The organism is Brotocaccenecus cirricatena (assembly GCF_020687045.1).
Classification (GTDB): domain Bacteria; phylum Bacillota; class Clostridia; order Oscillospirales; family Oscillospiraceae; genus Vescimonas; species Vescimonas cirricatena.
Window position 1 is genome coordinate 20,104 of the sequence record NZ_JAJEPW010000042.1, and the last position, 7,386, is coordinate 27,489.

The 7,386-nt window shown below is 64.1% G+C and carries 9 protein-coding genes and 1 riboswitch; of the genes, 6 read left to right on the top strand and 3 right to left on the bottom strand.

From position 1 onward, the window contains the following. Nucleotides 1–101: 101 nt before the first annotated feature. Together hydA and LKD37_RS12385 are read left to right on the top strand one after the other, a co-directional pair. Nucleotides 102–1,475, top strand: a complete 1,374-nt coding sequence (gene hydA / locus LKD37_RS12380; protein WP_302929504.1) for a dihydropyrimidinase — start codon at nt 102–104, stop codon at nt 1,473–1,475. Nucleotides 1,476–1,502: 27 nt separating this feature from the next. Continuing rightward, nucleotides 1,503–1,952: a hypothetical protein gene (locus tag LKD37_RS12385; protein WP_302929505.1), complete on the top strand. Its 450-nt coding sequence runs from the start codon at nt 1,503–1,505 to the stop codon at nt 1,950–1,952. Between the two features lie 59 nt (nt 1,953–2,011). On the opposite strand, the gene LKD37_RS12390 is transcribed toward LKD37_RS12385, so the two are convergent. Then, nucleotides 2,012–2,482 carry an LURP-one-related/scramblase family protein gene (locus tag LKD37_RS12390; RefSeq protein ID WP_302929506.1) on the bottom strand — a complete coding sequence of 157 codons (471 nt, stop codon included), beginning with the start codon at nt 2,480–2,482 and terminating at the stop codon, nt 2,012–2,014. Between the two features lie 125 nt (nt 2,483–2,607). On the opposite strand from LKD37_RS12390, the gene LKD37_RS12395 reads away from it, so the two are divergent. After that, nucleotides 2,608–3,120, top strand: coding sequence for an SLOG family protein (locus tag LKD37_RS12395; protein WP_302929507.1), 513 nt, complete (start codon nt 2,608–2,610; stop codon nt 3,118–3,120). 49 nt (nt 3,121–3,169) lie between these two features. Beyond that, nucleotides 3,170–4,279, top strand: a complete 1,110-nt coding sequence (spoIIP, locus tag LKD37_RS12400; protein ID WP_302929508.1) for a stage II sporulation protein P — start codon at nt 3,170–3,172, stop codon at nt 4,277–4,279. Nucleotides 4,280–4,327: 48 nt separating this feature from the next. Here spoIIP and LKD37_RS12405 read toward each other — a convergent pair whose 3' ends face one another. Together LKD37_RS12405 and LKD37_RS12410 are read right to left on the bottom strand one after the other, a co-directional pair. Beyond that, complete coding sequence (locus LKD37_RS12405; RefSeq protein WP_302929509.1) at nt 4,328–4,636, bottom strand: cysteine-rich small domain-containing protein; 309 nt, start codon at nt 4,634–4,636, stop codon at nt 4,328–4,330. Continuing rightward, nucleotides 4,623–4,943: a hypothetical protein gene (locus LKD37_RS12410; protein ID WP_302929510.1), complete on the bottom strand. Its 321-nt coding sequence runs from the start codon at nt 4,941–4,943 to the stop codon at nt 4,623–4,625. The genes LKD37_RS12405 and LKD37_RS12410 overlap by 14 nt, the downstream gene beginning before the upstream one ends. A 379-nt stretch (nt 4,944–5,322) precedes the next feature. Continuing rightward, nucleotides 5,323–5,527: riboswitch (cobalamin riboswitch) on the bottom strand. A 124-nt stretch (nt 5,528–5,651) separates the two neighbouring features. Here LKD37_RS12410 and LKD37_RS12415 point away from each other — a divergent pair. Continuing rightward, nucleotides 5,652–6,158: a transcription repressor NadR gene (locus LKD37_RS12415; RefSeq protein WP_302929511.1), complete on the top strand. Its 507-nt coding sequence runs from the start codon at nt 5,652–5,654 to the stop codon at nt 6,156–6,158. Between the two features lie 95 nt (nt 6,159–6,253). Beyond that, nucleotides 6,254–7,360, top strand: coding sequence for a PTS sugar transporter subunit IIC (locus LKD37_RS12420; protein ID WP_302929512.1), 1,107 nt, complete (start codon nt 6,254–6,256; stop codon nt 7,358–7,360). Nucleotides 7,361–7,386: the final 26 nt, after the last annotated feature.

Consider the following 7,386-nt stretch of genomic DNA (forward strand, 5'->3'; position numbering starts at 1 on the left):
AATTGCGTGGGTATAAACCCGGGAAAATGGGATGGATTTTTGCGCATTTCATGATATAATAAAGAATCATGCAATCAACCCGGAAAAGGAGGGCATTTTCCATGAAATATCTGTTTCGCGGGGGCACAGTGGTGTCCGGACGGGGCACCCGCCGGGCGGACGTGCTGGTGGAGGACGAGAAGATCCTCCGGGTGGCCCGCAGCATCTCCGCGCCGGAGGCCACGGTCATCGACGTGGAGGGGCAGCTGCTGCTGCCGGGCTTCATCGACGCCCATACCCATTTCGACCTGGACGTGTGCAGCACCACAACGGCGGACGATTTCTTCTCCGGCAGCCGGTCGGCGCTGCGGGGCGGCACCACCACGGTGGTGGATTTTGCCTGCCCGAATAAGGGAGAGACCCTGCATCAGGGACTGGAGCTGTGGCACAAGAAGGCCGACGGCAATTGCTGCTGTGACTACGGCTTCCATATGACCATCGACGACTGGAATCCCGGCATCGAGGCGGAGATCGACGATATGTACGCCGCCGGTATCTCCTCCTTCAAGATGTATATGACCTATCCCGCCATGATGATCGGCGACGAGGCCATGTATCACGCCCTGAAGAAGCTGAAGGAAAAGGGCGGCATCTGCGGCGTGCACTGCGAAAACAGCGGCGTCATCGACGCGCTGATCGCCGAAAAGAAGGCGGCGGGCCAGATGGGTGTCGGCTCCCATCCCCGGACCCGTCCGGACTTTCTGGAGGCCGAGGCCGTGTCCCGGCTCCTGCGCATCGCCCAGGCGGTGGATATCCCGGTGGTCATCGTCCACCTGACCAACGCCGCCGCCCTGCGGGAGGTGGAGGCCGCCCGCAAACGGGGCCAGCGGGTGTATGTGGAGACCTGCCCCCAGTATCTGGTGCTGGAGGACAGCGTGTATGACGACCCCGACTATTCCCGGGCCGCCCGGTATGTCTGCGCCCCGCCCATCCGGAAGGAGCGGGACCAGCAGGCCCTTTGGACGGCCCTGCGCAAGGGAGAAATCCAGACCGTGTCCACGGACCACTGCAGCTTCACCCTGGAGCAGAAGGACGCCGGACGGGGGAACTTCACCAAGATTCCCGGCGGTCTGCCGGGGGTGGAGAACCGGGGCGAGCTGCTGTATACCTACGGCGTTACCACCCGGAAGATCAGCCTGGCCACCATGTGCCGGGTGCTGGCGGAAAACCCCGCCAAGCTCTACGGGATGTTCCCCCGGAAGGGCGTGCTCCAGGACGGGGCCGACGCGGACATCGTGGTATACGATCCCCAGGCGGACCATGTGCTCCGGGCGGAGGATATGGCCAGCCTGGCCGGTTATTCCCCCTATGAGGGCTTCGCCATCCGGGGCGGCATCCACCAGGTGTGGCTGCGGGGCCGTCTGGCGGTGGAGGACGGCTTCGTTCTGGCCGGGCCTGACGGCAAATATATCCCCCGGGGCAAGTGCAGCCTGTAACCGGGAAATGAGAAAGAAGGCAGCCGTATGAGCGTTCTGTATTGTCAGTCCCCGGCGCTGTTCTGGTGCGCCCTGGCGCTGATCGTGTGTTTCTTTGTGCGCCGGGGGGCCCATCGGGTCCGGGCGGTGCTGGACCTGGTGCTGGGGCTTCTGTGCATCGTGGGCGGCGTGGCCCTGTACTATCTGGGCATGTACAACGACGCCTTCACCATCCGGGATTTCTGGCACATCCGCACCGCCGGATGGATCGGCCTGGCGGCGGTGGTGCTGCTGACGGCGTGGCAGGTCATCAAGGCCATCCGCCGCAGCGTGTCGGCCCGCCGGTCCGCCCGCCAGGCAGAGCGGGACGAAAAGACCCGGCAGAAGGAACTGGAGGATGCTAGGACCCGGGCCTATGCCGCCGGCCAGGAGGACGCCAAGGCCGCCAGCCGGGTGGCCGAAAATGTGTCCGCCGCCGACAGCCGGGAAAACCCCTGACAGCCCGTTTCCATGAACAAAAAAAGTGCCCCCGCCGGGGGCACTTTTTTTATTCCGTATCAATCGCTCCGTGAGCACTTCTCCGCGTCGATGGCCAGCACCACCATCAGGGCATACAGGGCGTCCCCCGGGTCCGCCACGTCGATGGTATAGGTGTCCGTCCAGTTAAACAGCTCCTTGCTGATAGAAGCCACCGTCCGGGGCCCGTCCTGGATGGTATAGTCCCACTCCATGAAGCTGCCCTCCACCGTCCAGCCGCAGAAATCCATGGTAAAGGACGGGTGGAAAAACGTGAACTCCTTGCGGATGGTGCCGATGCACCGCTCCCCCACATACAGGTCGAATTTCGGCAGAAACGTCAGCACCTGCTGCTTCACTGTGGCAATGTGCTCCCCATAGGGGTCCAGAATGTGCAGGCAATGACCCCAGGCCAGCTTTCCCTCCACGGTATAGGCCACGCTGCCGTCCTCATAATAGATGTCGTAGCTGTCAAACCACGAGAAAAACCGCTGCTTGAAATACAGCTTCATCGGATGCACCTCCCTTTTCCCTCAGTATACCGGATTTGCACCCGGCGCGCAAGAGAAATTCTTCTTTACAAAATAGAAAGTATGTTCTATAATGATAGAAGTATCTTTGAAGGGAGGGCGATGCCATGCGCGCACGGCCTGTCAGCTGCTGCTTTTCCGGCCACCGTCCGGCCAAGCTCCCCTGGGGGGAAAACGAAGACGATCCCCGGTGCCGGGCCCTGAAGGTCCGGCTTCGGGACGCGCTGGACGCCGCCTATGAGGCGGGATACCGGCACTTCATCTGCGGTATGGCCCAGGGCTGCGACCTGTATTTCTGTGAGCTGGCCCTGGCCCTGCGGCAGCGGCACGGGGACGTCAGCGTGGAGGCGGCCATCCCCTGCCCCACCCAGGCCGACGGCTGGCCCCGGACCCAGCAGGAGCGCTACCGCCGCCTGGTGGCGGCCTGCGACTACGAGACCCTGGTGCAGTCGTCCTACAGTCCCGGCTGCATGCAGCGGCGCAACCGCTATATGGTGGACCATGCCGCCCTGCTGCTGGCGGTCCACAACGGCCAGCCCGGCGGCACCCGCCGCACCATGGAATACGCCATGCGCCGGGGCCTGCAGATCGTGGATATCCCCCCGGTGATGGAACCGTGACATAATCCCGTCCCCCGCCGCATAGGCTTGTCTCAAAGAGGTGAACGCTTTGAAACAGGCAATTTTACGGCGGGGGCTGGCGCTCTTGCTGGCGGCGGCAGCCCTGGGAACGGTGCTGGCCGGAGCCGGGGCGGACAGCGCCGCCGCCCTGTGGCAGTCCGTGTCCCGCCGCCCCCATCTGTCCCGGGGACTGCTGCGGTGGGAGCTGGGGGACCTTCTGGGGCTGGACGGACTGTCCGCCGCCACGGTGCTGGCCCTGGGCCAGTCGCCGGTGCTGCTGGCGGGCCGGTCCCTGGCGGTGCAGGAGGACGACGTCCCCCAGCCGGACCCGGAACCGGAACCGGAAAACCCCGCCCCCGCTCCGTCGGAGGACCCGGCCCCCCAGCCCGGGGCGGACAACGGCGTCCCGGCCCAGACGGTGGACCCCCGCTCCACCGACGGCTACAGCATCATCAACGGGGTGTACATCAAAAACAAGTCCAGCCGGACCCTGGACCCGGCGGTGCTGGGGGACCGGCAGTTCGCGGCCTGTCCCCAGCAGGGGCCCCAGGTCCTTATCGTCCACAGCCACGCCAGCGAGTCCTATACCATGCCCCCGGGGCAGGAGTACGTCCCCTCCGGCACCTTCCGCACGGCGGACCGCTCCTGCAACATGGTCCGGGTGGGGGACGAGCTGGCGGCGGAGCTGTCGTCCTACGGCATCTCCGTGGTCCACGACCGCACCCTCCACGACGGGGAGTCGTACAACGACGCCTATGAAAACAGTCTGGCGTCTATCCAGAGCTACCTAGCCAAGTACCCCTCCATCGTCTATGTGCTGGACCTGCACCGGGACGCGGTGCAGGACGCCAACGGCACCCAGTATAAGCTGGTGACGGCGGAGGACCCCGCCGCCGCCCAGGTGAGCCTGATCATGGGCGTGGCCCACGACGGCTGGCAGGACAATCTGCGCCTGGCCATCGCCGTTCAGGAGAAGCTGGAAAGCCGGTCCCCCACCCTAATGCGGCCCATCACCCTGCTGAACTACCGCTATAACCAGTTTGCCGCCCCGGGCAGCCTGCTGGTGGAGGTAGGGGCCGCCGGGAATTCGCTGGATGAGGCCCTGCGGGCCGCCCGGCTGTTTGCCAAAGGCTTCGCCGAGACCATCCTGGGGCGATAAGAAAATACCGTCTGTAGTTTTTTTTGAGAAAACTACAGACGGTATTTATTATTCCTCCGTATGGCGGTTCTTTTTGGCCAGCTCCGCGATCTCGCCGAACTTGCCGGTGACGTAGCCGTAGCTTTTCCGGCCATGGGGCAACAGACAGCCGCTGCAATCCTTGATGCCGTCGCCGATATACCGGAAATTGCCGCCGCACCGATCCCCTAAGGCGTACAGGGGACAGTAGCAGAACAGGCAGTTGAAGTCCTCCGGATGGGCGGTCTCATGGCAGGGGAAGAACTCGCAGGCCGTGTGCTGGAAGAAGGAGTAGCGGCACTCCTCGGGCTTGGTGGACAGGGCTTCACATTTCTCCATGGTGCACCTCCGTAACCGGCTTTCCGGGCCAGTAGATGACATAGCACTCCGCCATCTCGCCCATGTAGAAAAAGACGTTCTCCCCCATTTCGATGTGCTTGCCGAAGGTCAGGTCCGGCACAAACAGCCGCCCGCAGGTGCGCTTGGGCCCCTTGATGGTGTAGCCCTCCGGGTTGGGATTGTCCCGCAGGGCCTCCGCCGCCTCCTGCAAGCCTGGGAAGCGCAGGGTCTTTTCCAGCTGGGCCAGCTGGGTCTCGCCGTTGATATAGACCAGGTGGTCCTGGTCCCGGAACCAATTGATGAGCATATGTCGTCCTCCTGATAGATCATACGGATTCTTGATGGAAATATTGATTCGGCCATCCCGTGTGTGCGGCCAATTATCGGAAATCTTCTTGTGGTGTCATTGCGAGCCAGCCGCAGGCTGGTTGTGGGCCCGTAGGGGCGTGGGCTCCGCCCCGCCCGCTATTCCGGCGCTTTCAGGCCGGGTAGAACCCGGCCCCTACAGGCGTTTACCGGCAAATTTCACATAAGGTAAGGGGGCGGGCGGGAGTGGCTGCTCCTGCCCGCCCCCATGGAAAGCTGCGGCAGTGCCGCGCTCAGGCTTGCAAAAAAACCGCGCCAATAGACATTGGCGCGGCCGGTTTCCCGCGATTGAATCTATCCTCCGCCGTATGGCGCGCAGCGGGGACAGCATGGCGGCAAGCAGGTCTTCTGACTGGCGGATCAGCGGCAGGCGCACGGTCTTCCCGGTTTCCCAGTGACGGACTTTCGTCCCTGTGCGCGGCCTCCCCGTATACAGCGGCGGTACCGTTCAGGATTCTCACCTGATTCACTATTCTCCCGTGCCGCCCACCCGGCGGCGCAGGCACTTGCGCAATGTATTCTCTTTTTCTGTCCATAGTGTACCATCCGGCGGCCCATCTGTCAAGAGGGCAGCGAAATTCATGAAAAAAACTTGCCATGGGCCGGGGAATCGTGTATGATAGAGGAAAAAACGAAGGGAGTCCTCCTCATGACCGCCGAACAACGCCGGAGCCGGATCAGCGCCCGGCTCCACGAAGCCCATCAGCCCATCAGCGCCACCGCCCTGGCCAAGGAGCTTGGCGTCAGCCGCCAGATCATCGTGGGGGATGTGGCCCTGCTGCGTGCCGCGGGCCAGGCCATCACCGCCACCGCCCGGGGCTATGTGATCCCCGACGCCGGGGAGACGGGTCTGCCGCGCCAGGTGGCCTGCCGCCACGACGGCACCGGCACCCGGGACGAGCTCAACGCCATGGTGGACTGCGGCTGCACCGTTGTGGACGTCATCGTGGACCACCCGGTCTATGGCCAGCTGTCCGCCCCGCTGCACCTGCGCAGCCGCCTGGACGTGGAGCAGTTCATGGCCCGCATGGAGGGGGCCGCCCCCCTGTCCCAGCTGACAGACGGCATCCATCTGCACAGTCTGTCCTGCCCCGATGAGGCGTCCTATGAGCATCTGAAGGCCCGCCTGCGGGAGCTGGGCTTCCTGGCGGAGTAAAGTTCCGGTTGACAAACGAAAAAGACGTGATAGAATGTTATACAGGTGTCATGACACCTGTATAACATTCTTTTTACATATGCGAGGTCAAAGCTATGGAAGCAGTTCGCAAGTTCCTGGCCCGGAAGAACATCGTTTTCTCGGCCAAGCGGTATTTCATCGACGCCATGGGCGCTATGGCCCAGGGCCTGTTCTGCACCCTGCTGGTGGGCACCATTCTCAACACCCTGGGCCAGCAGCTGCACATCGGATTCCTGACGGATGTCATCGTCACCCTGGGTAAGGGTGAGGGCGCCGTGACCTACACCATCGGCGGCCTGTGCTCGGCCATGGTGGGGCCGGGCATGGCGGTGGCCATCGGCCGGGCGCTGGAGGCCCCTCCCCTGGTGCTGTATTCCCTGATTCCCGTGGGCTTCGCCACTAACTTCATGGGCGGGGCCGGAGGGCCTCTGGCGGTGCTGTTTGTGGCGATTCTGGCGGCCGAGATCGGCAAGGCCGTCAGCAAGGAGACGAAGGTCGACATTCTGGTAACGCCCATTGTCACGGTGCTCTCCGGCATCGGCATCGCCGCCCTGATCGCCGCCCCCATCGGCGCGGCGGCCAGCGCCGTGGGCCGGTTCATCATGTGGGCCACGGAGCTGCAGCCCTTCTTCATGGGCATCATCGTGTCCGTGGTTATCGGCGTGGCCCTGACCCTGCCCATCTCCTCCGCCGCCATCTGCGCGGCCCTGGGGCTGACGGGTCTGGCCGGCGGCGCCGCCGTGGCGGGGTGCTGCGCCCAGATGATCGGCTTTGCGGTGATGAGCTTCCGGGAAAACCGCTGGGGCGGCCTGGTGGCCCAGGGCCTGGGTACCAGTATGCTGCAGATGGGCAACATCGTCCGCAATCCCCGGGTCTGGATTCCCCCCACCCTGGCCTCCGCCATCACCGGCCCCATCGCCACCTGCCTGTTCCGGCTGGAGATGAACGGCGCGGCGGTGTCCAGCGGCATGGGCACCTGCGGCCTGGTGGGCCAGATCGGCGTGTATACCGGCTGGGTCAGCGACGTGGCCGCCGGGGTCAAGGCCGGCATCACCGGCATGGACTGGCTGGGCCTGGTGCTGATCTCCTTTGTGCTGCCGGCAGTCCTTACCTGGCTGTTGGCGGTCCCCCTGCGCAAGTGGGGCTGGATCAAGGACGGGGACCTGACCCTGGACCTGTAACGAAAAATGCGCCTCCCAAGGGAGGC

Excerpts from the sequence above, each read along its gene's own strand:
- LKD37_RS12395 (WP_302929507.1), top strand. The coding sequence starts at position 2,608 with ATGCGCGCACGGCCTGTCAGCTGCTGCTTTTCCGGCCACCGTCCGGCC.
- LKD37_RS12385 (WP_302929505.1), top strand. The coding sequence starts at position 1,503 with ATGAGCGTTCTGTATTGTCAGTCCCCGGCGCTGTTCTGGTGCGCCCTG.
- LKD37_RS12420 (WP_302929512.1), top strand. The coding sequence starts at position 6,254 with ATGGAAGCAGTTCGCAAGTTCCTGGCCCGGAAGAACATCGTTTTCTCG.
- LKD37_RS12415 (WP_302929511.1), top strand. The coding sequence starts at position 5,652 with ATGACCGCCGAACAACGCCGGAGCCGGATCAGCGCCCGGCTCCACGAA.
- hydA (WP_302929504.1), top strand. The coding sequence starts at position 102 with ATGAAATATCTGTTTCGCGGGGGCACAGTGGTGTCCGGACGGGGCACC.
- LKD37_RS12410 (WP_302929510.1), bottom strand. The coding sequence starts at position 4,943 with ATGCTCATCAATTGGTTCCGGGACCAGGACCACCTGGTCTATATCAAC.
- LKD37_RS12390 (WP_302929506.1), bottom strand. The coding sequence starts at position 2,482 with ATGAAGCTGTATTTCAAGCAGCGGTTTTTCTCGTGGTTTGACAGCTAC.
- LKD37_RS12405 (WP_302929509.1), bottom strand. The coding sequence starts at position 4,636 with ATGGAGAAATGTGAAGCCCTGTCCACCAAGCCCGAGGAGTGCCGCTAC.